Here is a 26636-nt window from a genome sequence, read left to right as displayed (position 1 = left end):
GCTAATTATACTAAAATTAATTCCTACTATTATACTATGAAAAGAGGGATGAACTTGTATTATGTCAATATAAGTCAAATAATTAAAAAGTTTAATCTCGAAAATAGCCTCTCTGATATTGATTATGAGCATATCCAAATTACCCAATCTGATGTCAATCGGCCAGCATTGCAACTGGCGGGATATTTCGATTATTTCGATGCAGAAAGAGTGCAAATCATTGGAAAAGTGGAATATACATACTTAAGTAGGATGGATAAAAATTTAAGAGAAAAGATTTTAGAAAGATTATTTCAATTCCATATACCTTGTTTAATCTTATGCCGAGAATTAGAACCCTTTCCTGAAATGATTTCCTATGCTAAAGAATATAATGTTCCCCTGCTAAGGACTAGTGAAACTACCTCAGAGTTTATGGCTGAACTTATTAGATGGCTTAAGGTAGAACTAGCGCCTAGAACATCTATTCACGGGGTTTTAGTAGATGTGTTTGGAGAGGGGGTACTTATTACTGGGGAAAGTGGAGTCGGCAAGAGTGAAGCCGCTCTAGAGCTTATAAAAAGGGGGCATCGTCTTGTTGCCGATGATGTAGTAGAAATAAAAAAGGTTTCCAATCAGACTTTAATTGGTTCTTCTCCCGAAGTAATAAGGCATTTTATAGAATTAAGGGGAATCGGGATTGTAGATGTGAAAAAACTTTACGGGGTTGAATCTGTAAAGGACGTCCATAATATTGATTTGGTCATTAAAATGGAATTATGGAATGAACAAATGGAATACGATAGATTAGGCTTAACAGAGGAATATATTGAATTTTTAGGGAATAAGGTCGTTTGTCATGCAATTCCTATAAGACCAGGAAGAAATTTAGCTGTCATCTGTGAAACAGCAGCAGTAAACCACAGGCAGAAAAAAATGGGATATAATGCTGCGGAAGAACTGAATAACCGCATAATGGTAAACCTTAAAAAGAAAAAAGAAAAACAAAAATTAAATTCTTAAAACAACATTATATGGAGGTAGGAGATGTATTATATTGGTGTAGACTTAGGAGGAACAAATATAGCAGCAGGGATTGTTACAGAGAAAGGTCAGTTAGTAAGGAAAAAAAGCATTCCAACTTTAAGACAGCGGGATTATAAAGAAATATTAATGGATATGGGAAACTTATGCCAGGATATTATTAAAGAAGAGGGAATTTCTCTCAATGAAGTTCATTCTATTGGAGTAGGAAGTCCCGGAACCCCTGACCCTGTAAATGGAATATTGGTTTACTCCAACAACTTAAACTTCAAAAATGTTCCCATCCGTACAGAACTTCAAAAATACATAGATATTCCAGTGCATTTAGAAAATGATGCCAACTGTGCAGCCCTAGGGGAGGCAATAGCAGGAGCAGCCAAAGGATATAAAAATTCAATCACCGTAACACTAGGGACAGGCGTAGGGGGTGGAATAATCATAGACGGAAAAATCTTTAGCGGCACCTTTTATGGTGGAGGGGAAGTAGGTCATCATGTTATAGTTGTGGATGGAGAGCAATGCACCTGCGGCAGGAAGGGCTGTTGGGAAACCTATTCTTCAGCTACAGCCCTTATTAGAGAAGCAAAGATGGAAGCCGTAAGGCACCCCGAATCAAAAGTGTATACTTTAGTAGATGGGGATATCAATAAAATAGATGCTAAAACTCCTTTTGATGCAGCTCAGAGTGGAGATAAAATAGGGAAAGGATTAGTCGATAACTATATCAAATATTTAGGGTGTGGAATTGCCAATATGATTAATATATTGCAACCAGAGGTGGTTGTAATAGGAGGAGGCGTATGTGCGCAAGGGAATAATCTTCTTAACCCTCTAAAAGAAGTTGTTGAAAAAGAAGTATATGGAAATGAGTCATTTAAAACACAGTTGCGAATTGCGGAATTAGGCAATGAAGCAGGAATAATAGGGGCAGCAATGCTCGGACTATAACCTTCCTTATCTAGGAAGGTATTCTTTATTAATATAAAAACATATATTATAATGTATTAGGAATAATACAACATCGCACCTATTTAAATGAAGGCTAAATCATATTCACATAATAAGTGAAAAATGCTATGTATGGAGGTGAATAGTTTGGAAAAAGATAGCCTACTAAAAGAATTCATAAAAAGTATCTCCCAAGAATCCATTAGATTAGATGAACCTATGAAAAACCATACATCCTTTAAGATAGGGGGGCCTGCAGATGTTTTTATTTCTCCTAGAACTATAGAAGAAGTAAGAAGTGCCGTAGGGATATGTAGAAAAAACAAGATTCCCTTTTATATTATGGGTAATGGTAGCAATCTTTTGGTTAAAGATAAAGGGTTTAGAGGAGTTATCATACAAATTTATAAAAATTTAAGTGAGGTTAAGATAGAAGAAAATGAAGTCTGGGCAGAATCCGGCATACTACTGTCTGCCCTATCTAAAAAAATAATGGCAAAAAGCCTTACAGGGTTTGAATTTGCCAGCGGAATCCCAGGAACTCTTGGGGGTGCTATTTATATGAACGCAGGAGCCTATGGTGGTGAAATAAAACAAGTATTTGTATCCGCCGATATTATGGACGAAGAAGGAAAGATACTCACCCTTAGCAATGAGGAAATGAACTTAGGCTATAGAAGTAGCATTCTTCAAAAAAAGGAATATATAGTTTTAAATGCAAAGTTAAAATTTCAAAAAGGAAACATAGAAGAAATTCAAGAGAGAATAAATTATCTAACAGAACAAAGAACTACAAAACAACCCTTAAATATACCCAGTGCCGGTAGTACTTTTAAAAGGCCAGAGGGTTACTATGCAGGGAAGTTGATAATGGATGCAGGTCTTAGAGGGTACTCCATTGGAGGGGCGCAGGTATCAGAAAAACACTGTGGGTTTATAATAAACAAAGAAAATGCCACAGCAGAAGATGTACTCAATTTAATAAAACATATTCAAAATACTATAAAAGAAAAATTCGGAGTATCCATGGATACGGAAGTAAGGGTAATTGGTGAGTAGGGATAGTTTCCTAAATAAAGGAAAGATTATTTGCAAATATTAGACATGATATACTCAAGAGGACAATCTTTTTATCAGCTTAGGTAATAGCAAAGCCCTTAAATTCAAGTGTTAACCATTTTTATACTTTGGATTAATGAATCAATTTATGATAAAATAAAGATAAGTATAAACATATGACAAAAGGGGGATTATCATGCGTTTTATAATAGTTACTGGAATGTCTGGAGCTGGAAAAAGTACAGCGGCGAAGATGTTAGAAGACTTGGGCTTTTTTTGTGTAGATAATCTTCCACCTGCACTCATTCCTAAGTTTGCTGAAATTTGTTCAAATCCAGGAAGTGAAATAGATAAGGTAGCAGTAGGGATTGATACTAGGGGAGGTAAGCTTTTTTCGGATTTATTTGAAGGATTGCAAGCCCTAAAAACAAAAGGTTACAACTATGAAATTCTATTTTTAGATGCCTCAGACGCTGTTTTAGTTAAACGTTTTAAGGAGACTAGAAGAAAGCATCCTCTGATAGAAGACGAAAGAATTAATGTGGGCATAGAAAAAGAAAGAAAAATTTTAAAAGATGTGAAAGAAAGAGCAGATTATATTATAGATACTAGCAATATATTGACAAGACAATTAAAAGAAGAATTATTTCATATATTTGTTGAAGAAAAACCCTTTGAAAGTTTGATGGTTACGGTTTTATCTTTTGGATTTAAATATGGAATTCCTAATGATTCAGATTTAGTTTTTGATGTTAGGTTTATACCAAATCCTTTTTATATTCCAGATATGCGCCATAAGACAGGAAACAACATGGAAGTTAGGGAGTATGTTATGCATTGGGATGAAAGCAGGGAATTTTTAAGTAAGATGGTAGGCCTAGTGGAATTTTTGATTCCTAATTACATTAAAGAGGGGAAAAACCAGCTAGTTATAAGCATTGGGTGTACAGGAGGAAAACATAGATCAGTTACCTTAGCTAATGCCTTATATGAAATCCTTAAAAAGGGTAACCATCGTACGGTACTTCAGCATAGAGATATTGAAAAAGATAGTAAATTAGGAAAATGAGGAATGACTATGAGTGGGTTAAAGATGGAACCTAAGATCGTTGCTATAGGGGGAGGGACAGGGCTCTCCACTATGCTAAGGGGTCTTAAAAAATTTACTCCCAACATAACTGCAGTTGTAACGGTAGCAGATGATGGAGGGGGCTCGGGGATTTTGCGACAAGAGATGAAGATGCTTCCACCAGGGGATATCAGAAACTGTATCCTAGCCTTAGCGAATACAGAACCCATAATGCAAAAACTCCTCCAATATCGTTTTAAGGAAGGTAGTTTAACGGGGCAAAGTTTTGGGAATTTATTTTTAGCAGCAATGACTGGAATATGCGGCAATTTTGAAGAAGCAGTACAAAGAATGAGTGAAGTGTTAGCGGTAACAGGAAAGGTTCTTCCGGTTACTAAGCAAGATGTCCAGCTTTGTGCAAAACTAAGGGATGGAGAAGTTATTTGCGGAGAAAGTGAAATAGTAGAAAAAAGCAAAGAAAGTCATGTGCGTATTAAAGAAGTATATTTATACCCTGAAAAACCCGAACCCCTTTTTGAAGTCTTGGAAGAAATTAAAAATGCCGATGCAGTGATACTGGGGCCTGGGAGTTTGTACACTAGTATTATCCCTAATCTCCTAGTGGATAAGGTTCCAGAAGTCCTTTTGCAAAGTAAAGCAATTAAGATATACATTAGTAATATAATGACCCAACCAGGGGAAACCGATGATTTTGACTTATTGATGCATATAGAAGAGCTGAGAAAATATGGTGGAAAAGATATTATAGATTATGTGGTTGCAAATACAGAAAATATTCCTGAGGATTTATTGAAAATATACCACGAGGATAGGTCTAAAGAAGTGAAGTGGGATAAAGAGACTGTAAAGGATAAGGAATTTAAAATAATAGATGCACCCTTACTTAGGGTATATCCTGATAGAAAATTAGTTCGCCATGACCCTACAAAGTTAGCAAAAGTGGTAATGAACATTATAATTAATAATTATAAAGGTTCTTATGGAGGTGAATGATTTGTCCTTTTCTTCTAGAGTAAAGAATGAATTAACCCGCCATATAGATGAGACTAGGCATTGTAGAATAGCAGAAATTGCTGCCTTAATTAATGTATGTGGAGAAGTTTTTATCCACGAGGACAAAAACATATCCATAAAATTTCAAACTGAAAATGCAGCAGTTGCTAGAAAGTACTTTACATTATTAAAGAAAACTTTTAATATAAATACGGAAGTATTAATAAGAAAAAATACCCAACTTAAAAAAAGGTCTGTTTATTTCCTTTTTGTTGCCTCTACAGAAGACACAAAAAAGATATTAAAGGCTACGGGGATAATAAAAGAAGAAAATGAAAAGATAATACGAAGGCACGGGATTTATCCCCTGATTGTAAAAACTACCTGTTGTAAGAGGGCATATATAAGGGGAGCTTTTCTAGCTGCAGGTTCCCTAAGTGACCCTGAAAAAACATACCATTTGGAATTTGTGAATCAGCATTTAAAACATGCACAAGCCTTAATGGAACTTATTAATTTATTTAATATGGATGCAAAAGTGATTAAAAGAAAAAGACATCAAGTAGTTTACCTAAAAGAAGGGGCCCAAATAGTTGATTTGCTTAATATCATGGGAGCTCATATAGCCCTAATGGATCTTGAAAACGTCCGCATCGTAAAAGAAATGCGAAATAATGTCAATCGTATTGTTAATTGTGAAACAGCAAATCTTAAAAAAACTGTTTCGGCGGCAGTAAAACAACTAGAGGATATAAAATTTATAGAAAATACCATAGGATTATCCAGTCTTCCTAAAACCTTAGAGGAAACAGCAAGATATAGAACCCAGTACATTGATGCTACCTTAAAGGAATTAGGAGCCCTACTAAACCCTCCCGTGGGGAAATCAGGGGTGAATCATAGATTAAGAAAAATAGGTATAATAGCAGAACAATTAAGGGAACAAAGAGGAGAAAAAATGTGAGAACAAAAAACAGTTGTTTTCACCACTTAAATATGCCAAAGGGTGGCGAAATGGAGGAAGAAAATGATTGAAAAACAAGTTGTTGTTAAGATTGAAACAGGTTTAGAAGCAAGGCCGGCAGCATTATTTGTTCAAATTGCCAGTCAATATAAAAGCAATATTTATGTTTTAATGGAGGACAAACAAGTTAACGCAAAAAGTATAATGGGCATGATGTCTCTAGGAGCCCTAGAAGGACAAGAGTTAGCCATTAGGGCAGAAGGAAATGATGAAGAAGAGGCCATAAACAAATTAATGGAATTTTTAACCTCACATAAAGAATAAAAGAGCAAAGCACCTACCTTGAAAGTTTTTGTAGAGTGCTTTGCTTTTTTTATTACCTTAAAAAGGTGCCTGTCAGCCCACATTTCCATATTCGGTATTCGTAACTACTATCCTTTTTACTTAATGAATGTTTTTTTAAATTTATAAATTAATTTTTCTGCAAGGTTTTTTTGGATACTAGAACTTATTACTAGATTCATAACAGTAAGAAGCAGTAAAGGATAATCTGCATCTTCTTGGGTTTCTAATCCCTCAAAAAGTGCATCTACTTTTTTAAAGAAGTTTCCTTCAAGATTTTCCAATTCATCTTTTTGAATATCTAAAAACTGTTCATATAGGGAGTATAAATCAAAGGAGTCTTTAGACATGTTTTTTTGAATTATAGGAAATAATAAAGTATGTATATCACTAAGGGAAAGAATCTGTTTTAGGTGATAAATTAATATAAGCAAAACCATATGTTCCTTAGAATACTTCTTTTTAATAGGAGGAAAAAGTATATCGGCTTTGGCGTAATTGTTAATCATGGTTTTTGTGAGGATTTTATCCTCATCATCTAACTTCCAAGGGCTTAATTTATCATCAAAGAAGGTAGTGACCTGATCCATATATAAATCAATATTAGGTATATCCGATAGGGGTATTCCTTCTAAAGAACTAAAATCCTTAATAAAATCATTTAGAATATCCTTATTTAAATCCATTTATATCTCTCCTATTCAATGCATATGGTAATTTAATTAAAATGAGCTAATACCATTATACCATATATACGTATCATAACAAGCAAAATATAAACACCTGCATTGACAAAGTGAATGTAGGTATTTATATAATTTAAGTCAACCCTAGATATTAAAGTGTAGATATAATGTATTGCAATTATGATGAATATGTATTATTATATATGTATATACTATAAGTAGTAAACAATACTACATAAGGAGTGATTTTATGTTTGCAAAAATGAGAGAGCCAATAAATGCTTTAACCCACTTAATTGGGGATATCCTTTCAATAATAGGATTAGTATTTTTACTTTATTATGCTGTAGTAAGAGGTACACCATGGCATATAGCAACATTTAGTGTATTTGGGGTCAGTTTAATCCTACTATATACAGCTAGTACCTTATATCATGCCCTCAATTTATCAGAAAAGAAAATAGAAATTCTCCAAAAAATAGATCATATGATGATTTATATTTTAATAACTGGAACTTATACACCCGTATGTCTAATCGCATTAAGAGGAATTTGGGGTTGGAGCCTCTTTGCAAGTATTTGGGCAATTGCAATAATGGGAATATTATTTAAAATATTTTGGTTCAACGCCCCAAGAGGATTATCTACCTTAATTTATATAGTAATGGGTTGGCTTGTAGTGGTAGCCTTTGTGCCTTTAGTAAATGCTATTTCACCTAAGGGACTTGGATGGCTGGTAGCAGGTGGAGTATTATATACTGTCGGTGGAATAATTTATGGGACTAAAAGGCCAAAAATTAATTTTGAATTATTAGGTTTTCATGAAATATTCCATTTGTTCGTACTAGGAGGAAGCATGTGTCACTTTTGGTTTATGCTTCATTATATATTATATTTATAGAAAATCGCCTTGAAACATTAGATATTTAGGATATTTAGGATTACTTATCTTTGATAAATTTTATATTTTAAACTCATGGAATACAGGTATAAAAGATACCTGTATTTTATATGGAAATTTCTTGAAGAAGTGTTATAATAGAATTACCTTAATAAATTTATTATAAAAGGAGATACTGATAAATAAAAAAGGAGGCCTGTTATGGATTTAGAGATTGTGGATAAAGAAATTGTCAATACCTTTAGCACTTACGAGACATCTATGGAGAATAGGATAAGATATATATCCGGTATGCATCATTTTGCAGAATATCTAGATAATCATGACATTGAATTAGAGGAAGTAGAAGAAACGGTGATTGAAAAATATGTAAACGAATTAAGAGCATCAGGTTATCCCGATATTTTTATCAATGCAAATATTGAAGCTGTAAAAAAAATATTTTTCTTACCCAAAAAGGAAGGATTATACTAATGGGGAAGATATCTTTATAGGATAAAACTCATTTATTTTTAAAAATATAAATAAAAATATCCCTTAGCATAATAATAGGGATATTTTTTATTTTGGCCAGCTAGGTAAACCTGTGTGAGTATGATATAATAGGGATATTGTATGAGTTTACGGAAGGATGCATTATATGGATAAAACTACATCAAACAATATCTCCTTTACCCATCTTCATGTTCATACAGAATATAGCCTTTTGGATGGTTCTTGCAAGATTAATGAGTTAATTACAAGAACTAAGGAATTGGGAATGGATAGTATAGCCATAACGGATCATGGAACTATGTATGGCGTTATAGACTTCTATAAAGAAGCAAAAAAACAAGGGATAAAGCCTATTATAGGTTGTGAAGTGTACGTAGCTCCAAGGAGCCGTTTTGATAAGGAAAAACAAGATGCAAATTATTTTCACCTTGTTCTTTTGGCAGAAAACATGAAAGGCTATAAAAACTTAGTTAAGTTGGTCTCCCATGGTTTTATAGAAGGATTTTATCATAAACCGAGAATTGATTTGGAACTTTTAGAAAAGCATTCCGATGGCTTAATAGGGCTTAGTGCTTGCCTTGCGGGGCCAGTTGCCAAAACTATAAGGGAAGTCTCCTATGAGAAGGCAGTAGAGATTGCCCTTAGCTATGAAGAAATATTAGGTAAGGGTAACTTTTATCTTGAACTTCAAGATCATGGGATGAGGGAACAGGGAGAAGTCAATCAGAATCTATTTCGCATGAGTAAAGATACGGGTATTCCTTTAGTGGCCACTAATGATGTTCATTATACCTATAAAGAGGATAATAAGGCCCATGAAATACTACTTTGTATTCAAACAGCAAAGACTATGGAAGATGAGGATAGAATGATTTATCCGGGGGGAGAGTTTTATTTAAAATCTTCCAATGAAATGCTGGAAAGGTTTCCCTATGCTAAAGAAGCAATAGAAAATACCTATAAAATTTCCCAAAGATGTAATGTGGAGTTTACCTTTCATGAATTAAAATTACCCCAATACGATGTTCCCAAGGGATATACCCCTAATGAATACTTAAGAAAGCTATGTCAAGAAGGTTTTAACCTGAGGTATCCTAATCATAATAATGAACTTAAGAAAAGACTTGAATATGAATTAATGACCATAGAGCAAATGGGATATGTGGACTATTTTCTAATAGTATGGGATTTCATAAAATATGCTAAGGACAATGGTATTATGGTAGGTCCTGGAAGAGGTTCGGCAGCAGGAAGTATAGTAGCATACTGCCTTTCTATTACCAACATTGACCCCATAGAATACCAGCTACTCTTTGAAAGATTTTTAAACCCTGAAAGAGTTAGTATGCCTGATATAGATATTGATTTTTGTTATGAGAGAAGGCAAGAAGTTATAGATTATGTTATAGGAAAATATGGGGAAGATAGAGTAGCCCAGATTATTACCTTTGGAACCATGTCAGCAAGGGCAGTTATTCGGGATGTCGGACGGGCTATAAATATGCCCTATGCAGAAGTCGACAAGATAGCTAAAATGATTCCAACAGAATTAGGTATAACAATCGATAGGGCTTTGGAAATTAATAATGAATTAAGACAATTGTATGAAAGTGATGAAAGAATCCGCTATCTTATAGATATGTCAAGAAGACTAGAAGGCCTTCCAAGACATTCATCAACCCATGCAGCTGGGGTAGTTATATCAAAAGAACCAGTAGTGGAATATGTTCCTCTTAATGCTAATGAGGGGGTAATTACAACCCAATTTACTATGACAACCCTAGAGGAGTTAGGGCTTCTTAAAATGGACTTTTTAGGACTTAGGACATTAACGGTTATCCGCAGCGCCCTAGAGCAAATAGAATCTAATTATGGAACAAGAATAGATATAGATAAAATAGATTTTAATGATAAAGAAGTTTATGCTTTAATATCCGCAGCCAAAACAGAAGGAGTTTTTCAGCTAGAAAGTACAGGAATGAAAAACTTTATGAAAGAACTTCAGCCGAGAGACCTTGAAGATATCATTGCAGGGATTTCCCTTTATCGTCCGGGTCCCATGGATTTTATCCCTAAATATATTAAAGGTAAAAAAAATAAAGAGGCTATAGAATATTCAACCCTTGCCCTTGAGCCGATTTTAAGCACAACCTACGGTTGCATAGTTTATCAAGAACAGGTTATGCAGATTGTAAGGGATTTGGCAGGATATAGCCTAGGACGGAGTGATTTGGTCCGAAGGGCCATGTCAAAGAAAAAAGCCGATGTTATGGCAGAAGAAAGAAGAAATTTTGTCCATGGCAATGGTAAAGAAGTTCCTGGATGTGTTAATAAGGGAATTCCCATACAGATTGCAGAAAAAATATTTGATGAAATGACGGATTTTGCAAAATATGCTTTCAATAAATCCCATGCTGCTGCCTATGCTGTAGTGGCCTACCAGACTGCATGGCTAAAAGCCCATTACCCTGTAGAATTTATGGCAGCACTTATGACCTCTGTAATGGATAATACCGATAAGATTAAAGAATACATTTATGCTTGCAAGAAGATGGGGATTGATTTGATTTCCCCTGATATCAATGAAGGGTTGCCTTCGTTTTCTGTATCCTGCGGTAAAATAAGATATGGACTTGCAGCAATAAAAAATGTAGGAAAGTCTATGGTAGAAGCTATTGTAAAAGAAAGGAAGAAAAATGGTAGCTTTATAAGCCTAGTAGATTTTTTTGAAAGAATGGATAGCGGGGATTTAAATAAAAGAAGTATGGAAAGCCTTATTAAGGCGGGGGCCCTTGATTCCTTGGGGGGAAAAAGAAGCCAATATATTTCAGTTTATAAACAGGTTTCAGATAATATTAATAATCAAAGGAAAAAAACAATCGAAGGTCAGATTAATTTATTTGACTTTGGGCAAGAGGGAGTCACCAAAGAAGATACTCTTCCAAGTATGGACGAATATCCCATGAAAATATTTTTAGCCATGGAAAAGGAAGTATTAGGTATGTATTTGAGTGGGCATCCCTTAGATGAGTATGCTCAGGAGTTGAAAAATAATACTAGCGCCTCAAGTTTTGATTTTATTAAAAGGGAGGAAGAACTACCTTCTATAGTCGATGGACAAAGGGTCATTATAGGGGGGATGATTGCCGATAAAAGCATTAAATCAACTAGAAGCAATCAGGTCATGGCATTCGTAACTTTAGAGGATTTACAGGGGGCAGTGGAGATTATAGTGTTTCCTAAGATATATGAAAGGTATTCTAAGTACCTACAAGAAGATGAAATTATATATACTAAAGGGAGAGTTGCCATAAGGGAAGATGAGGATGCAAAACTAATATGTGAAGAAATAATCCCTTTTGGAGAGATGAAAGAACAAAAAGAGATAAAAAAAACTAAGCTATATTTAAAAATTCCTGTATCTAAAGGAAATATGGAGATAATAGATGAGATTAAGCCAATTTTACTAAATTGCAGGGGCGATGTACCGGTTATAATACACATTGAAGCCCTAAATAAAACCATGAGAGCTGCTAAAAGTCTATGGATTTCCCCTAAGGAGGATTTAATTTATAAATTAAAACATATACTAGGGGAAGAAAATGTAGTTATTACGGAGAAATAAGCCCGAAGCAAAACAAAAATTAGATTCTTATTGAAATAAAAATCTAAATTTATTACAATGTATATAGATTTTCGATAAAAATTTTAAAAGCATAATAATATACACATTAGAGAATAGGGATAAACTAAGTATAAGATAAACAAAGACAATAACGGAGGGAATAAAATGAGCAAGAAGATAAAAACTATCGGTGTACTAACAAGTGGTGGGGACGCTCCAGGAATGAATGCAGCTATTCGCTCTGTTGTGCGTACAGCTATTGCAAGGGGACTTAAAGTAATGGGTGTAAGAAAAGGATACAATGGTCTTATTCATGGAGATATTTTTGAAATGAATACAAAGAGTGTATCCGATACCATTCAAAGAGGAGGCACTATTCTTCAAACTGCAAGATGTCCCGAGTTTGTTAAGTTAGAAGGACAAAAACGAGGAGCCAATATGTGTAAGGTATTTGGCATAGAAGGTCTTGTTGTTATAGGTGGGGATGGCTCTTTTGAGGGAGCAGAGAAGTTAGCTAGTTTAGGTATCAATACAATAGGAGTTCCTGGCACAATTGACCTTGATGTTGCATGCACCGATTACACAATAGGTTTTGATACCGCCGTAAATACGGCTATGGAGGCTATCAATAAAATAAGGGATACTTCAACATCTCACGAAAGATGTAGTATTGTAGAAGTTATGGGAAGAAATGCAGGATACATCGCCCTTTGGAGTGCAATAAGCAATGGAGCGGAAATGGTTTTGGTTCCCGAAAAGGAAAGATCATCTGATGAAGACATAATAAGAGAAATTCTAGAAAGTAAACAAAAAGGTAAAAAACATTATTTGATTATTTCAGCAGAAGGGGTTGGAGGTTCCGAGCAACTCGCTAGCAAAATAGAAGAGGTTACAGGAATAGAAACCAGGGCTAGTATACTAGGTCATCTTCAAAGAGGGGGAAGTCCATCTGCCCTTGATAGGCTCCATGCCTCCATGATGGGAGCTATGGCGGTGGATCTTCTTTGTGAAGGAAAAACCAACCGTGTCGTAGCTTACCGAGAAGGAAAATATACAGACTATGATATCAACGAGGCATTAAAAATGAAAAAAACAATAGATGAAAGAATGTACGAAGTATCCAAAATTCTTTCGATATAGGAGTAATATAATGAGAAAAACTAAAATTGTATGCACTTTAGGACCATCCTCTAGTGATGTGGAAACCATAAAGAAATTAATTACTAATGGGATGAACGCAGCAAGAATCAATTTTTCCCATGGTACCTATGAATCCCATGGGGAAACCATTAAAAATCTTATTGTAGCTAGGGAAGAATTAAATGTCCCCATACCTTTGGTCTTAGATACTAAAGGCCCTGAAATTCGCATTAAAAACTTTGCCAAGGAACAGGTTTTTTTACAACAAGGAAAATCCTTTACCCTAACTAGTGAAGAGATAGAAGGAGACGAAAATAGGGTTAGTGTTACTTATAAAAACCTACCCTTCGATTTAAGGCGGGGCAGTAGAGTTCTTTTAGACGATGGACTTATAGAACTTAGGGTTAAAAACTTGACTGATACAGAAGTGGAATGTGAAGTAATAAATGGGGGGCCCATTAGCTCTAAGAAAGGAGTCAATATCCCGGATGTATATGTAAATCTACCTTCCCTAACTGAAAAAGATACAGAAGATATTAAGTTTGGTATAAAAATGGGCTTTGACTATATAGCGGCTTCATTTATCCGTTCCGCTAATGATGTAATAAAAATTAGAAAGATACTAGAAGAAAATGGTGGAAATAGCATTGCAATTATTGCGAAGATAGAAAATAGAGATGGCGTAAATAATATAGATGAAATCCTAGAAGTAGCCGATGGGATAATGGTGGCTAGAGGAGATCTAGGAGTAGAAATTGCAACGGAAGAAGTGCCTTTAGTTCAAAAAATGCTTATTAAAAAAGCCAATAAGATTGGAAAACCAGTAATAACTGCCACCCAAATGCTAGATTCCATGGTTAGGAACCCAAGACCTACAAGGGCAGAGGCTAATGACGTTGCCAATGCTATTTTTGACGGTACAGATGCTATTATGCTATCTGGAGAAACTGCAAAGGGCTCTTATCCTATAGAAAGTGTAATGATGATGGCAACTATAGCAAAAAGGACAGAAAGCTCTATAGATTATATTAAAAATATGAATGAATACCACAGATCAATCCAAACAAATATAACCAATGCCATAAGCCATGCTACCTGTACAACTGCTGCGGATTTAAATGCCGCTTGCATTGTAACGGTAACAAAATCTGGGGGAACAGCAAGATTGGTATCAAAATTCAGACCTTCTTCTCCAGTACTGGGTTGCACCACGGATGAACAAACCTGGAGACAATTGAGTTTGGTTTGGGGCTGTGTACCAGTTATGACAGAGTTAAAACCAACAACGGACGAGATTTTTAGCCAAGCAGTTGAAAAGTCAGTAGAAATCGGATTGGCTAAATCAGGGGATTTGATTGTAATCACTGCGGGGGTTCCTGTTGGAATATCAGGAACAACCAATATTTTAAAAGTCCATATTGTGGGAAATGTATTAGTTAAGGGAATAGGTATAGGACGAAAAACTGTTTCGGGGACCGCCAGTGTGATTAAGGTAATAGAAGAAGCTGAAAAGTATTTTAAAAAAGGGAATATCCTAGTAACTCATAAAACTAATAATGAGTTTCTACCTTATATGAAAAAAGCCTCTGCTATTATCGTAGAAGATGGGGAAGAGGGAGAAGATTCTCATGCTGCCATTGTCGGAAGAGCTCTAGATATACCTGTGATTATCGGGGCTGATAATGCTGTGGCTCTAATAAGAAGTGGGACCTTAATAACTGTAGAAAGTAAAAAAGGGTTTGTTTATAATGGGGTTCCAGAAAAGAAAAAGTAAAAGCTAAATAATAATTCTTATCAGGTAATAAGTCTTTGACAAAGGAAAAAAATAGTGGTATATTATGTATAAGATTTGGGTATATTTATAATTATACATAATACATTATGAAGGGAGAATTTTTATGAGTAAATGGGTATGTCTAGTATGTGGGTATGTTTACGATCCAGCAGATGGGGATCCGGATAATGGGGTAGCTCCTGGAACAGCTTTTGAAGATGTTCCAGAAGACTGGGTTTGTCCTATGTGCGGGGTGCCAAAGGATCAATTTGAAGAACAATAAATTATGAAGTTTTTTCTAAAAATAAAAAGTAGGTAATTTTTTAAATTACCTACTTTTTATTTGTTTCTGAAGGGCATTTACTAAATACGGAACAACCCTTACATTCCTCACATTTCTTATAAGGATATGAGATGATGGAGTTGCATCTAGGACATCGGGAGGTTGCCTTTACATCTACCTCATTACCACAAGTTGGACATTTCATATTATCACCTTCCAATAAGTAAGAATTAGGTCCATTACATACTAGATTAATATAGCTGCTAGAATTCCACCCACTAAAAATGAGGTAAACATACTTCCAAACCAAATAGCAATAGATTCCTTTAAGCTTCTTTCCTTAAAAATAACTAAGATAGCTGCTATACAGGGTACAAAAAGGGTAATTACAACCAGAGAAATTAATGTTTGAGCTTGGTTTAGCATACCTAAGTCTACTAGTCTAAATAAACCCGCAGCCCCAAAGTCCCTTCTTACAATACCCATGATAAATGCAGTTGCTACCTCCTTAGGAAGTTTTAGAAATCCCTCTGTTAAAGGAGAAATAGCATTTTGAATAGCAATTAGGATACCAAAGTGTTCCATAAAGGTAATAAGTATAGCCCCAATTAAAAATAGTGGGGAAGCTTCTTTTAAGAACATTATGGTCTTTGTATAAGTTTTAGACAAAATATTTTTTATTCTCGGAATCCTAAGGGGAGGGATATCGATTAAAAGGTCGGTTGATTGACCGGGTAAAACCTTATTTAAAACAGTCCCAGAAATTACAAATACGGCAATAATGGTAATAAGATAAATTAAAAAGTAATTAGGGCCTAGGGCACTAATCATCCCAACAATTACCCCTAGTTGAGCAGAACAAGGGATTGTAAGTCCAAGAAGCATGGTTGCTATGAATCTTTCTCTTTTAGAGCCTAGTATTCTTGTTGTAACAGTCGCCATGGTAACACAACCAAATCCCAAGATAATTGGAATAATTGCCCGTCCATTTAGGCCTAACTTAGTTAAAACTTTATCAACTAGTGTAGCAATTCTTGGTAGATACCCAGAATCCTCTAATAAAGCTAGTAAAAAATAAAAACCTATAACTAAAGGAAGGAGAAGCCCTAGTATATAAATGGGAACCATAGTCAATATTCCAAAATCTCCAATCAAAAACCTTTTTAAGAAATTGTGACCATCTACAAGGGGACCAAAGATATCAATTATAAAATTATTATAATAAGTACCCATAATTACTTCTTCTGTGAAATCTACAACAGTTTGGGCTATAAAAACCCCCAGAAACTTGTACATAATATATAAAGTCAAAATAAGTATAGGTATACCTGTAAGGGGTCTTAACATAATTTGACTGAGGCGAGTTCTAAAATTAGCCCCATCCATGGTTTGGGTTACAACAGAATCTATGATTTCATTAACCTTTTCCCTTCTTTGGCGGTATATTTTTTCCCTAGATTCATATTTATCATTATTTTTAATATTATTCCTTGTTATTATATTTTCATCCTCTTCTAGTACAAGGAGGGCTTCGGATGGATTTGACACCAAGGTGGAGGCCTCTTTCAATAGGCCTTTAATTCCGCTTATGGGATTACCTATGGAGGCTTTTTCTAAGCTGTTTTTTACTTCATCCAAGCCTATTTTATCCACTGCAATTGTGGGGATAATTGGGACCCCTAGGGATTCTGATAGCTTTTTTATATCTATAAGAAGTCCATTTCTTTTTACATCATCCATCATATTAAGGGCAATTATTACTCTTTTCCCCATATCAATAAGTTGTTGAGTAAGAAACAAATCCCTTTCCATATGAACAGCATCCACCACATTTAAGATGATATCTCCTTCAAGAATAACGTCTCTAGCAACCCGCTCTTCATCATTAAAAGAAGAAACACCATAGACACCGGGGGTATCGATAACAACATAATTTTTGTATATTCCATGGCTTATATCCACTGTTGTCCCAGGAAAATTAGATACATCTACATATAGACCTGTTAAGGCATTAAAAAAAACAGATTTACCTACATTAGGATTTCCAACTAAGATAAGCTTAGTTTTATCGGCATGACTTTTAAGGTCAATAGGTATATTAGAATGACAAGAACTCATAGCTACTCCTCCTAAGTTACGAAACAAGTTTAATTTCTATTTTATTGGCAAGACCATGGCCAATTGCAATCTCTTGCATATAATTTTGTAATATAACAGGTCCTTTTTTAATAGCTTGGGAACATTTAACCTTTGCCCCTTCATAAAGACCAAACCGAATAGCCTGAGCCCTAATCGATGAATCAGGAATGGATACTATTTCTATTGTTTGACCGGGATGTGCATTAGATAATCTCATAAAAACCCTCCTCGTATATAATGATAATCATTATCAACATATAAACAAAAAAAACGAAATTTCTTACTGATAGTATATTACAAATGAAAACTACTGTCAATATAAACATGTACCAGATACACAGATTAATAGGGCTTTACAGATAACCTTATAGCCTGCGTACCTGGCACATGTTAGTTAGTAATTATATTCATCCCATAAATAGATACGAACTGATCTCTTAGATTGAAGTTATTCATATGCCATTCTAAGGAGGTTTGTATATACCCTAAAGCATCAGCGGCATACTTACCGGAAATTCTCTGGAATCCTAGAAGTTCATATATCCCATTAGTATCGAAATCTATAGGATAAAGGCCGCTTAGGGGGCTAACAAATCCTTCTATAGGTGCTTTAAGAGTGCCATCTTCTTTATATATTTCCTGTAAATAGTCTTTTTCTCTGTTAGAAATATCTATTACATATTTAGTTTCTTCCGTAATATTTATTACATCTACCTTATAATAATCCCTGTAAATTACTTCATAGTCATATTTCTCATTAAAGGTTTCATAATCAAATAACAAACTAGGGTTATTTCCTACATTGGAATAGATATAATAATACATAATTCCCCCACTACCTCCGGAATTAATTGAGATAAGAATATCCTTTATCCCATTTCCAGTAAAATCCCCGAGAAAAATTGTGGGATTATACCCCGCATTAGTTTTAAGGGGAATAGTTGCTATATTGTTTGTTCTACCGTCCCTAATTACAAGAGTAATTTTTTGAATAAAGGGGCTGTCTTCAGTTTTAATTCCTGTAAGATAAATATTATCAGGTATACCATCACCCGTTACATCACCTTGGACTGAGAAGACAATTAAGGGATTTTGGTTGTTTAGCTTGCGATAAGGATTTATAAACATAGGTATTCCTCCAGACAGATGGTTTATATTATTCTATGTTAGCATTCTTAAAAGAGTTCATTTTAAAAAAGGCAAGACATACAATAACCTAATAAACTATGTAGTCCCTAATATAAAAGCTCTCGCTTGGGCGAGAGCTTTTATATTAGGGAGAGGGCTTCTTCTTTGGATATCTTATTTTCTAATCCTTTTGATAATTTAGTTGAGCTTTTTATATCTCCTATTAATATGCCACCAACTAAAATATCGTTATTGAAATATAACTTTTTATAGACCCCTTTATGTGTATCTATTGATTTTATAGAGTCTATTTCATTTGCAGATTTTAGTTCTCCTATGGAATAGATTTGGGTGCCAAAGGAGTTAAGGAATATGGGTATTGGAGGATTATTATAGGTAATGTCACCACCTGCCATATTGGTACCGGCAACTTTTCCTTGTTCTAAGGCAGGGCGCCATATTCCTTGGGGACAGTCCTTTATTTTTGTAACATCCCCTGCGGCATATACATTTTTTAGAGAGGTTTCCATTTTGTTATTTACTAAAATGCCATGCTCTATTTCGATTTCTGAGTCCTTCACCAAATCTATATTAGGTCTTATTCCAACTGAAAATAAAAGCATATCACAATCTAGGGAAGTGCCATCATTAAGAATAATAGAGTTTATGTTGTTATCATTTAATACTTCTTTGATAGATTTATTTAGTATTATATTGACTCCCTTGGAGGTAATAATATTAGAAAAAAAGGAAGAACTTTCATCATCCAATTGGGCAGGTAAAATTCTTGGGGCCAGTTCAATTATGGTTACATCAAGGCCTGAAGATTTTAGCTCCCAGGCAGCTTCAAGGCCTAATAGACCACCGCCTACTATTATGACATGTGAGCTGGGGTGAAGACTTGCCTCCACGGGGTTGCTATCATCAACATCAGTATTGTCATTTGTAGGGAGATTAGAATATAAGTCCGAGGTTGCTTTGAGGGAAGAGACCCAGGCCTTGGCATCTTTGGAATCATTGTAGGTTTTTATAGAGAATACCCCAGGGATGTCCATAGCATCAGGGAGAGGGATAAAGTTTTTGCTTCCTGTTGCTATCAAAAGTTTATCATAAGAATAGATGCTGCCTTTATCGGTCTTTATTGTCCTTTCGTCAGGTGAAAATTCTATTGCTTTTTCCCCTAACTTCAAATTTATATTGTTTTTTTCATAATCTTCTTTGGAGGCTAAATAAAATCGCTTTTCATTTACATCGCCGGTAATACATTCTGAAAGCATAGGCCTGTAATAAGGATAGTACTTTTCTTCAGACAGTATAGTAATTTCACATTCAGAATTTATCTTCCTTGCAGCCATGGCAGCTTCTTTAGCGGCTACACAGCCTCCCACAATAAGTAGTTTTTCTCCCATATTTTATCTTATTCCTTTCCTAGTACGGCCGAGCCGAACTTTTCTCCAAATTCGTAAGCTTGTTTAAGTTGGGTATCCGAGGGATTGAAGGATATCTTAAGCCCCGGCACAGGTATTTTAAGTCTTAATTGTTTTAGGCGGCCTTCTATATTAGACACTGCCTCACCACTCCAGCCGTAAGAACCGAAGGCCCCGGCCATTTTACCCTTATGGATTACAGGGTTAAGGGAAATAAGAAGGTTCCAAATAGGAGGAAGGGCATCTCCTACGATGGTAGGAGAGCCAAATAGTATACCCCTAGCATTAGATATTTCTCCCATTACTTTGGTACTATCTTCATATACCATATCAAATAATAATACATCAATATCCCCAGCGGCCTTAACCCCCTTTTTAATTTCTTCGGCCATCTTTTTAGTATATCCGTAGGCTGAAACATAAGGAATAACAACAGAAGGTTTCTCTCTTTGGGTGGTTGTTGCCCATTTTTTATACAAATCAAGATATTTTTGTATTTCGGTTTTAAGAACCAAACCATGACCCGTGCAGATAGTCTTAATTTCTAAACCTTTTATTTTATCAAGAGCCTGAAGAACATGGGGCTTAAAAGGACCCATAATCATATCAAAATAGTATTTATAAGAATCCAATATTTCTGGTTCTTTTTCCTTTTCGATAGCGTCGTTAAATATTCTTTCATCACAATAGTGGGCCCCAAAGGAGTCGCAGGTCACTAATATTTTATCTTCTTCGATATAAGAATACATTGTATCTGGCCAGTGTAAGAAGGGGGTCATAATAAAACGTATGGTCTTATCTCCTATATCTAGGGTATCCCCATCGGATACTGGGAGGGCATTAAAAGGACGGTTGGTTATTTCTTTTAAAAATTTAAGGGCAGGGCCGGTCCCCACTATGGTGGCATTGGGGCAGTAATCAAGAAGTATGGAAACGGATCCCGCATGATCCGGCTCCGTATGATTAACAATTATATAGTCAATTTCTTCGGGATTACAGATATTTTTTATTCTTTCGATACATTGATCAGCAAATTTATCTTTAACCGTTTCAAATAAAACGGTTTTTTTGCTGCCCTTTAGTAAATACGAATTGTATGTAGTACCGTACTTTGTTTCCATAATAATATCGAATATCTTAAGATCGGGGTCAAGAACCCCAACCCAGTAAAGGTCTTTAGAAATTTCTAGAGGTTTATACATATGTTCACTCCTTATAATATATCTTTAATAAATGATAATTAATATCCCTTAATAATAAATCTATCAAAAGATATGTTCATTGTCAACATGTGCCGCTTAAGTTAGAAGAAGTTTTTGATTTTTATGCCTGTTATGATATAATATTTAAGTTGAAATCCATAGATAGTTTATGTTTAGAATGTGAATTCTAGGCAAAGAATATACAAAAATAGTTATATTTTATAGAAAAACTTGAGATAAGGATATTTGCCATAATAATTGGAAGAGAAAATTCGAAGATTTAACGATATAAGCTGAAAAGAGTGAACTTTATGATTGAGAGTACACAAAATAAGCATATTAAATGGCTTATGGGAATTCAAAAGAATAAAAGGCAAAGAAATAAGGAAAAGCTCTTTGTTATAGAGGGGATAAAAATAGTTGAAGAAATTCCAAGGGATTGGGAGATTGATTCTGTTTTTGTTTCCAGCTCCTTCAAAAAAGAAAATGAAAAGCTTTTAAGGGAGTTGTTCTTAAAAAAAGATATTATAATAGAAGTGAGTGATAAGATATTTGATAAGATAGCAGATACCACAACTCCCCAGGGTATTCTAGCAGTTTGTAAACAAAAAACATTTACTCTAGAAAAAGTCATAACAAAGAGAAATGGGTTCTATATTGTATTGGAAGATATCAAAGATCCAGGGAATCTAGGTACTATCATAAGAACGGGAGATGCAGCAGGGGTTGACGGCATATTTTTAACGAAGGAATGTGTAGATTTATATAACCCCAAGGTTATTCGTTCTACCATGGGCTCGATTTTTCATCTTCCTATTTTAATCGATATAGATATGGATGAACTCATAAAACAGTTCACAACAAGCAATGTATCAGTTTTATCTGCCCATTTGAAAGGGAAAAGGTATCCTTATGATTGCGATTTAAAGGCAGGCATAGCGATTTTAATAGGAAATGAATCCAGTGGTATCAAAGATACTACAGCAAAAAAAACCGATATCTTAGTAAAAATTCCTATGCCCGGGAAGGCCGAATCTTTAAATGCGGCAATGGCAGCAGGAATATTAATGTATGAAGTAATTAGACAAAGGGTAAATTGTTAAAGATAATTATATAAATATATAAGGAGTGTAAATATGAGTAGGTTTTTTAAAGTTACTTTTTTTCTAATCATGGTACTTGGTATAAATATTGGCATTTCCAACACCCTATGGGCTACAGAGAATAAAACAGAAATTAAGGAAAATGTAATAGATGAAAGAAATAAAAGAGAAATAAAAGAGATATTAAAACACTTATTAGAAACACTAGAAGAAAAAAAGTACTCGGATTACCTTTATTTATTTCACAGTGACAGTCCTATTTACTCTTTAAATTATACGGAACTTAAGGAAACCATTGATAGTTTATCCTATTATGGATTGGTTTACGAGTTGGAGAGTATTAAGTTTTTAGAAAAGACAGGGAAAGATATTAAGGCAGAAGTCAATATACTAGCTAAGGCCACGAAAAATGAAAATTACATAGATAGGAGAAATACCTTTGAATACACTTTTAGAAAAAAGGGTAATAAATATAAAATTTACGATATGGTCATAAGAAATATTGAGGCTTTGGATAGGAAAGATAAGACTAATGAAGTTTTAGATAAAAAAAGGCTTTATCACGGAGATGGAACCTTGGCCTATGAAGGAAGTATGAAAGATGGGATTCCCCATGGGGAAGGGGATAGATACTATAAAAATGGAGAGATAATGTATAAAGGTACCTTTAAAAACGGAAAGATGTCCGGAAAAGGTGTTTTTTATGATGAAAAGGGTCGCAAGGTTTATGAAGGAGAAGTAGAAGATGGATGCCCAGATGGGGAAGGTGTAGCCTATTATCCCAATGGGGGTGTTTTTTATATAGGGCATTGGAAAAATGGAACCTTTAATAGAAGGGGTAAGATATATTATGAAAATGGTAGAACAATGTATATGGGAGAATTAGTAGAAGGCAGAGCAAATGGAAAGGGAAGGGGCTACTACGAAAGTGGTAGACTTTGGTACAATGGGGATATGAAAGATGATTTTTCCCATGGGACAGGGATAGAATATTATGAGACAGGGGAAAAAATGTATGAAGGAGAGTTTGATAAGGGCAATTTCCATGGTGAAGGGATTAAATATGATAAAGATGGAAATATAATTTACAAAGGAACATGGGAAAATGGAGAACCAAAATAGGATTTATTTTAAATAAGGAACTAATCATAATACAGAAAGCACCCAGTGGGTGCTTTTATTTTTTATTCCTATTTTTCATTATATTATGCTCCTTAATAAGTTCATTAATTAAAGTTTTAAAAGACCAGGTTTTTGAAGTGGGAGTAACAGTAGCAAATATAGGCCTTTCTAAGTTTATGCTTTTAAACCCTTTAAGGAATGACTGTAAATCACTTCCGGAAAATCCATTCATGATAATTGCTTTTACCGGAAGGGGGGGAAGGAGACGGTGAAACGGTTCCGCTTAATATATCTTCCAAGGTCATATCAAGGATTTCATTATTTACTACAATCATATTATTAATGGATTGTTTATGGCAGAAATCATTTAATATCTTAAGCTCTTTTTCATTATAACCATATGCCATTATAGATACTTGTTCAATACTTCTAGTTGTATCTTGGGAATTAATTTTTTGAAAAGACATAAATTCACTCCTTTATCTTGGATTTTACTATTATAGTATATCATGGCTTCAAAAAAGTGGAAAGGATAAGCTTGTATGATTTTTAAACTACCTGTATAATTATATTGATATTAAAGAATAAGATTGACATAAAATTGTGATTGGCGGAGGTACTCAATGAAAATAATTAAATTTGATTATACAAGTATTAAGGCTAAGCTTATTTTTGCATATATTCTTTTGGCGGTTATCCCAATTCTTATTATTACTGTATTTTCTAATATTGTTTATTCAAGAAGCATAGAAAATCAAATAGATACATTACTTGAATATAGCATGAATCAAGCAGGAAAGATACTTGGGGATAACATAAAGGATTTTGAGGGTTTTCTATATAATGTGGCATTGGATAAGGATATTTTATATTATAGCCAAAAAATCCAAGAAGATAAGGAGACAGCTGTTAGTAAATATTTTATGACTCAGGAATTAATTTCTTATGCAAATATTAAAGTGGATGTAAGGAGCATTACATTTATCAGTAATTCCTTAGATTATGCACTGTATGATAAAGACAATTTTGTATCTTATGAATCCTATTTTTATGATAGGGAAGTACGAAAGGCATTATTAGAGGAAGTAGTGGATGAACAGGGTGTTACTTTAATCTCAACTAGAAACCTTAGGAAAATTAAGGATAAGGATCAATATATATTTTTTATCGCCATGCCTGTAAAGGATTATATTACACAAAGACAGTATGGGGTATTATTTATTGGAATTAACGAATCAATTTTATCAACTCTTACTGAAGAAAGTTCAAGTAGGGTTAATATAAGTAATAAAAATATTATTATTGATGAAGACAATAATATTGTATCCCATCAGGATAAATCTAATATTGGGAAGAACCTTTCCGAATTTATAGAGGGCGGTGCTAGTAGTAAGTTATTTATCAAAGAAAAAGAGATTATAAATACCACCTGGAGACTTATAAATATTATTGATAAAAATGATATCTTTAAACATGTAAGGGAATATGGAATTTTAGTAATTTTAATCAGTATAGGAACAACAGTGTTATTTTTTACTTTGATTATTACGGTTACCAATAGATACTCTAACTCCATAAAACAAATTTCTAGGGGTATTAGATCTTTTGGGGAAGGGCAAATGGATGTTAAGGTTGAAGTTGAGAAGAAAGATGAACTATTTGCAATTGCCCATCAATTTAATTCAATGACTAGAAAGATTAATCATCTTGTAGGCACATTGGAAAGGCAAAAAAAAGATACAGAAATAGCGATTGACCAAAAAAGAAAATCCGAATTAAAAGCCTTAGAGGCCCAAATAAACCCCCATTTTATTTATAATACTTTGGATATGATTAATTGGATTGCAATAGATAATAATCAAGATACAATAAGTGAAATGCTAAGCACTCTAGGGAGCCTTCTGAGGTACAGTATTTCTAATATAGATATTATCGTTATATTAGAAGCGGAAATAGAATGGCTTAAGAAGTATGTATATCTACAAAAAATAAGATTCAACAACTCCTTTGAATGTATATACAATATTACAGAGGAAGCTATGGCATTTCCCGTTCATAAAATGATTTTGCAGCCGGCGATAGAAAATGCAATTTTGCATGGTTTTGAGGGGAAAAAGTTCGGGGGAATTATTAAAATATCTGCCTTTGTAAATGATGAAAATATGCTATGTATTGAGATAAAAGATAATGGCAAGGGGATGAAGGGAGATACCCTTAATCAAATAAAAGAATATATAAATAACGAAGGTCTATTTGATGGAAATAATATAGGAATTAAAAACATTATTAACCGAGTTAAACTTTATTATTTAGGGACAGCCCATATAGATATAAAAAGTAAAGAAGATAAAGGAACAAGCATGCAGCTAAAGCTACCATATAAAGAAGTTCAATAGGAGGGAAAATATGAAAATACTGATTGTTGAGGATGAAATTCACACAAGGATGGGGCTTAGTAAACTTATAGCATCTATGGGGAAGCCTTATGAACTTATTGGAGAAGCGGAAGACGGCTATGAAGGTATGGTAATGATAAAGCAGTTTAGCCCTGATGTAGTAATAACAGATATTAAGATGTCAAGGTTGGATGGTTTGCAGATGATATCTAACATTCGAGAATGCAATATGGATGTGGTTTTTGTTATATTAAGCGGTTACGCGGAGTTTGATTATGCTAGGAAGGGGATTTCCTTAGGGGTTGAAGACTATTTGCTTAAGCCAATTACTGCATCTAAACTTAAGGAAACTATGGAAAGAATCAATAAAAAGTTTACAGAAAAGGACAATAAAACAATAGTAGAGGAAAAACGATATAGCCCTGCAATCTCTGCAATTGTTAGGGATATAAACGATAATTATGCCCAAAAGATTAATCTTGAAGATTATGCAGATAAATTTAAAATGAGCCCAGAGTACATCAGTAGGATTTTTTCTAAGGAGTTAGGGGTAACGTTTTCAAATTATCTTACCCGTTTTAGAATTGATAAAGCAAAGGAATTGTTAATAGATACTAACTATAAAATTTATGAAATTGCCTGTATGGTAGGATACAATGATGTACAGTATTTTTGTAGGGTTTTTAAAAAGGTTTCTGGCATATCTGCCAAAGAATATATAGTAAAACACACAAAAAAGTGATCTTAAAGATGGAGAATTAGTTCAAAATTGTCCAAATTTCATAGGATATTATAA

Annotated in this window: 25 protein-coding genes; 17 read left to right on the top strand and 8 right to left on the bottom strand. The window is 34.2% G+C overall.

The window, feature by feature from the left end:
- Nucleotides 1–54 precede the first annotated feature (54 nt).
- From GX308_04180 to GX308_04150, 7 genes are all read left to right on the top strand, one after another.
- Entirely contained in the window at nt 55–1002 is a 948-nt protein-coding gene (locus tag GX308_04180) for an HPr kinase/phosphorylase (protein NLK21275.1), read from the top strand.
- A gap of 24 nt (nt 1003–1026) precedes the next feature.
- Nucleotides 1027–1971 carry an ROK family protein gene (locus GX308_04175; protein NLK21274.1) on the top strand — a complete coding sequence of 315 codons (945 nt, stop codon included), beginning with the start codon at nt 1027–1029 and terminating at the stop codon, nt 1969–1971.
- Nucleotides 1972–2118: 147 nt separating this feature from the next.
- The gene (gene murB / locus GX308_04170; protein NLK21273.1) at nt 2119–3030 is read left to right on the top strand and encodes a UDP-N-acetylmuramate dehydrogenase; all 912 of its coding nucleotides are present in this window, start codon (nt 2119–2121) and stop codon (nt 3028–3030) included.
- Nucleotides 3031–3226: 196 nt separating this feature from the next.
- Nucleotides 3227–4099, top strand: coding sequence for an RNase adapter RapZ (gene rapZ, locus GX308_04165; protein ID NLK21272.1), 873 nt, complete (start codon nt 3227–3229; stop codon nt 4097–4099).
- Nucleotides 4100–4102: 3 nt separating this feature from the next.
- Entirely contained in the window at nt 4103–5113 is a 1011-nt protein-coding gene (locus tag GX308_04160) for a YvcK family protein (protein NLK21271.1), read from the top strand.
- A gap of 1 nt (nt 5114) precedes the next feature.
- A complete protein-coding gene (whiA, locus tag GX308_04155; GenBank protein NLK21270.1) occupies nt 5115–6077 on the top strand; it encodes a DNA-binding protein WhiA in 963 nt (320 codons plus the stop codon).
- Nucleotides 6078–6140: 63 nt separating this feature from the next.
- Nucleotides 6141–6401: an HPr family phosphocarrier protein gene (locus GX308_04150; GenBank protein NLK21269.1), complete on the top strand. Its 261-nt coding sequence runs from the start codon at nt 6141–6143 to the stop codon at nt 6399–6401.
- Between the two features lie 116 nt (nt 6402–6517).
- Here GX308_04150 and GX308_04145 read toward each other — a convergent pair whose 3' ends face one another.
- The gene (locus GX308_04145) at nt 6518–7105 is read right to left on the bottom strand and encodes a DUF1836 domain-containing protein (protein ID NLK21268.1); all 588 of its coding nucleotides are present in this window, start codon (nt 7103–7105) and stop codon (nt 6518–6520) included.
- Nucleotides 7106–7355: 250 nt separating this feature from the next.
- Between GX308_04145 and GX308_04140 the strand changes: the two genes are divergently transcribed.
- From GX308_04140 to GX308_04115, 6 genes are all read left to right on the top strand, one after another.
- A complete protein-coding gene (locus GX308_04140; GenBank protein ID NLK21267.1) occupies nt 7356–8006 on the top strand; it encodes a hemolysin III family protein in 651 nt (216 codons plus the stop codon).
- Nucleotides 8007–8207: 201 nt separating this feature from the next.
- Nucleotides 8208–8480, top strand: coding sequence for a hypothetical protein (locus tag GX308_04135; protein ID NLK21266.1), 273 nt, complete (start codon nt 8208–8210; stop codon nt 8478–8480).
- Nucleotides 8481–8646: 166 nt separating this feature from the next.
- Nucleotides 8647–12126: a DNA polymerase III subunit alpha gene (locus GX308_04130; protein NLK21265.1), complete on the top strand. Its 3480-nt coding sequence runs from the start codon at nt 8647–8649 to the stop codon at nt 12124–12126.
- A 165-nt stretch (nt 12127–12291) separates the two neighbouring features.
- Nucleotides 12292–13266 carry a 6-phosphofructokinase gene (gene pfkA / locus GX308_04125; GenBank protein ID NLK21264.1) on the top strand — a complete coding sequence of 325 codons (975 nt, stop codon included), beginning with the start codon at nt 12292–12294 and terminating at the stop codon, nt 13264–13266.
- Between the two features lie 10 nt (nt 13267–13276).
- The gene (gene pyk, locus GX308_04120; GenBank protein NLK21263.1) at nt 13277–15040 is read left to right on the top strand and encodes a pyruvate kinase; all 1764 of its coding nucleotides are present in this window, start codon (nt 13277–13279) and stop codon (nt 15038–15040) included.
- A gap of 124 nt (nt 15041–15164) precedes the next feature.
- A complete protein-coding gene (locus GX308_04115) occupies nt 15165–15323 on the top strand; it encodes a rubredoxin (protein ID NLK21262.1) in 159 nt (52 codons plus the stop codon).
- A gap of 246 nt (nt 15324–15569) precedes the next feature.
- Here GX308_04115 and feoB read toward each other — a convergent pair whose 3' ends face one another.
- The 5 genes from feoB to GX308_04090 all read right to left on the bottom strand — a co-directional run bounded on the left by feoB (nt 15570) and on the right by GX308_04090 (nt 21219).
- The gene (gene feoB, locus GX308_04110; GenBank protein ID NLK21261.1) at nt 15570–17441 is read right to left on the bottom strand and encodes a ferrous iron transport protein B; all 1872 of its coding nucleotides are present in this window, start codon (nt 17439–17441) and stop codon (nt 15570–15572) included.
- A gap of 16 nt (nt 17442–17457) precedes the next feature.
- Entirely contained in the window at nt 17458–17679 is a 222-nt protein-coding gene (locus tag GX308_04105; GenBank protein ID NLK21260.1) for a ferrous iron transport protein A, read from the bottom strand.
- A 173-nt stretch (nt 17680–17852) separates the two neighbouring features.
- The gene (locus tag GX308_04100) at nt 17853–18590 is read right to left on the bottom strand and encodes a VCBS repeat-containing protein (protein ID NLK21259.1); all 738 of its coding nucleotides are present in this window, start codon (nt 18588–18590) and stop codon (nt 17853–17855) included.
- A gap of 140 nt (nt 18591–18730) precedes the next feature.
- The gene (locus GX308_04095; protein ID NLK21258.1) at nt 18731–19999 is read right to left on the bottom strand and encodes an NAD(P)/FAD-dependent oxidoreductase; all 1269 of its coding nucleotides are present in this window, start codon (nt 19997–19999) and stop codon (nt 18731–18733) included.
- 8 nt (nt 20000–20007) lie between these two features.
- Nucleotides 20008–21219: an FprA family A-type flavoprotein gene (locus GX308_04090; protein NLK21257.1), complete on the bottom strand. Its 1212-nt coding sequence runs from the start codon at nt 21217–21219 to the stop codon at nt 20008–20010.
- A 311-nt stretch (nt 21220–21530) separates the two neighbouring features.
- Between GX308_04090 and GX308_04085 the strand changes: the two genes are divergently transcribed.
- Both GX308_04085 and GX308_04080 read left to right on the top strand, forming a co-directional pair.
- Nucleotides 21531–22322 (top strand): RNA methyltransferase, encoded by a 792-nt coding sequence (locus GX308_04085; GenBank protein NLK21256.1) that lies wholly within the window; start codon nt 21531–21533, stop codon nt 22320–22322.
- 33 nt (nt 22323–22355) lie between these two features.
- Nucleotides 22356–23444 carry a hypothetical protein gene (locus tag GX308_04080; GenBank protein ID NLK21255.1) on the top strand — a complete coding sequence of 363 codons (1089 nt, stop codon included), beginning with the start codon at nt 22356–22358 and terminating at the stop codon, nt 23442–23444.
- A gap of 55 nt (nt 23445–23499) precedes the next feature.
- On the opposite strand, the gene GX308_04075 is transcribed toward GX308_04080, so the two are convergent.
- Both GX308_04075 and GX308_04070 read right to left on the bottom strand, forming a co-directional pair.
- A complete protein-coding gene (locus GX308_04075; protein ID NLK21254.1) occupies nt 23500–23676 on the bottom strand; it encodes a DUF3783 domain-containing protein in 177 nt (58 codons plus the stop codon).
- A complete protein-coding gene (locus GX308_04070) occupies nt 23654–23911 on the bottom strand; it encodes a hypothetical protein (GenBank protein NLK21253.1) in 258 nt (85 codons plus the stop codon). Before GX308_04070 ends, GX308_04075 begins: the two co-directional genes overlap by 23 nt.
- 156 nt (nt 23912–24067) lie before the next feature.
- On the opposite strand from GX308_04070, the gene GX308_04065 reads away from it, so the two are divergent.
- A complete protein-coding gene (locus tag GX308_04065; GenBank protein ID NLK21252.1) occupies nt 24068–25840 on the top strand; it encodes a histidine kinase in 1773 nt (590 codons plus the stop codon).
- Nucleotides 25841–25850: 10 nt separating this feature from the next.
- Nucleotides 25851–26582 (top strand): response regulator, encoded by a 732-nt coding sequence (locus GX308_04060; GenBank protein NLK21251.1) that lies wholly within the window; start codon nt 25851–25853, stop codon nt 26580–26582.
- Nucleotides 26583–26636: the final 54 nt, after the last annotated feature.

The sequence above is a fragment of the Candidatus Epulonipiscium sp. genome (assembly GCA_012519205.1).
Classification (GTDB): domain Bacteria; phylum Bacillota; class Clostridia; order Lachnospirales; family Defluviitaleaceae; genus JAAYQR01.
This window is presented reverse-complemented; position numbering and strand designations above follow the sequence as displayed.